Here is a 2,253-nt window from a genome sequence, read left to right as displayed (position 1 = left end):
GCCAATGTATATGTATCGTTAAATCCAAGTGGTTTTAAATATTCTAAATTATACTCTTTTTCTGCATATGCATTTTTTACATATTCATAAACCGCATCTGGATCTTTAAGCTCATTCTGTTTTAAAATAACTGAATACCCAGTCCCTGTACAATGAGGGTAAATAGATATATCACCGGTTTTTATAGCTTCAAATGCAATTTTAGTCCCACCCAATTCTTTTACATCAGTCTTATAATCAGTGTGATTCTCGATCATAACTGCAAACAATTGTCCCAAGACTCTCTGCTCTGTAAAGTTTGTGTGCCCCAATGTTATCGTTTCTACCTTCTCCTCTTTTTTACCACAAGCCGCAAATGTTATAATCATCATAACAATTACAATCCTTTTCAATAACTTAGTCATCTTTTAATCCCCCCCTATTTTTATATAATTAATTAGATTAACTTCATCTAATAAATTTATTTGAGTATTTGAATTCGGATCTTATTGAAACAACAAATTTTATCTTTTTAAATTGAGCTCACTTAAAAGCATTTATTCAATTGATTACAATACAAAAATTTTCAAATTTAAAATATTATGTTCTATGATTTCTGATTTATTTTTCCAACATTATTGTAACATTTAATTCTACAAATAGCTATCCTATATTTGAAATTTGTATTTCAATTTTCAAATATAGGATATGAAAATATAAATCTAGGAGGTTAACTCAAATTTAAATAGTAATTAGCTTAAAATTTGAAATTAAATTAACAGAGTTAATACTTTCATTTATCAATGATTACACTTCGATAATAGACCATATTAATTCCATTTAAAACACTAAATTTAATCTGTCTATTGACAAATTAAAAAAATCACAATACACTTTAGAAAGAACACTAGCGAACATCAACGATTTTATTATGCGGCTCTGTTACATTATTTATGCTAAAATTAAATTTATCGAGGAGGAATTTTTAAAATGAAAAAATTATTAATTTTATTAATGGGATTATTGATGATGTCTGCAGTTATGGCAAAAGATTATTCTCAGTATCACAATCCTGAAGCATTAGTAAGTCCAGAGAAAGCAAAAGAGATTATGGAAAACAATAAAAACGTAGTAGTATTAGATGTAAGAAAAACAACGGAATTTTTGATAGGGCATATTCCCGGAGCTGTGGATATTTGGAGAACAGATATATCTGCAGATGATAGTGAATATCCATTTGGAGGAATGAGAGCTTCTGCTGAAAAAATGAAAAATGTTTTAGGAAATTACGGGGTAGATTCAGACACACATATTCTTATATACGATGCGAAAGCTGACTATGATGCAGCGAGACTATGGTGGATACTGGATATGTATGGGCATAAGAAAATCTCTCTTATCGATGGTGGAATAGACGGTTGGGAAGAAGCAGGTCTTCCTCTGGAAATGGGATTTGCCAAAAAAAAGGATAAAAAAGTATACAGTTTCAATAAAAAACCTGATTATTCAAAACTTGCTCAGTTAAAAGATGTAAAAAAAGCTATAAAAAGCAAAGATATAATCGTTATCGATACAAGAGCAGAGGATGAACATTTAGGTACAACAACTAAAAAAGGTGCCTTCAGACCAGGAAGAATTCCAAGTAAAACATTTATACCTTGGGAATCAGCTGTAAATGATAAAGGAGACAAAACATTTAGAAGTATAGAGGAGCTTAAAAATATATATGTAAAGCAAGGTGTAACTTCAGATTCAACAATAATAGCTTACTGCCAGTCAGGGGTTAGATCTGCGCATACAACATTTGTACTCACTCAGCTTCTTGGATATAAAAAAGTGAAAAACTATGATGGTTCATGGATTGAATGGTCATATAATAAAGACCTTCCAGCTGATAAAGGTTAAATAAAATTTAACCGGTTGCAAGGGCACCTCCCAAAGTTAGTCTAAACTAGAATTTATAATTGTAAAAGAGAGTTCCCTATGGAACTCTCTTTTGTATTCCAAGAATAACAAAACTGAATATAAAGCCATCATCAGTTATCAGGAACTCTTGAAGTGCCTTATAGTATTTTGTATATGGTAAGTTTTATTTAATTATGTCTATTTTCACTCTTTCTTCCATGATTATTTTAATTTATTAGTTTTCCATTTAAAAAGATACCCGATAGATATTATGGTAATGTAGATCAGAGCTGCTCTCATCCCCACAGCTGAGCTCATTTTTAATAGGTCAAGAACTTCAAAGTTATCTATATGAAACATGTAAAGAGG

At 30.3% G+C, this 2,253-nt stretch carries 2 protein-coding genes; one reads left to right on the top strand and one right to left on the bottom strand.

The features are described from left to right. On the bottom strand, positions 1-404 hold a 404-nt coding region (locus ABZA26_RS13140), incomplete at its 3' end, for a glycine betaine ABC transporter substrate-binding protein (RefSeq protein ID WP_372714960.1). Between the two features lie 565 nt (positions 405-969). Between ABZA26_RS13140 and ABZA26_RS13135 the strand changes: the two genes are divergently transcribed. Then, a complete protein-coding gene (locus ABZA26_RS13135) occupies positions 970-1,884 on the top strand; it encodes a sulfurtransferase (protein WP_372714959.1) in 915 nt (304 codons plus the stop codon). The last annotated feature ends 369 nt before the right edge of the window (positions 1,885-2,253 follow it).

The sequence above is a fragment of the Ilyobacter sp. genome (assembly GCF_041583315.1).
GTDB lineage: Bacteria > Fusobacteriota > Fusobacteriia > Fusobacteriales > Fusobacteriaceae > Ilyobacter.
The sequence above is the reverse complement of the archived record's forward strand: the minus strand, read 5'-3'. Positions and strand labels throughout refer to the sequence as shown.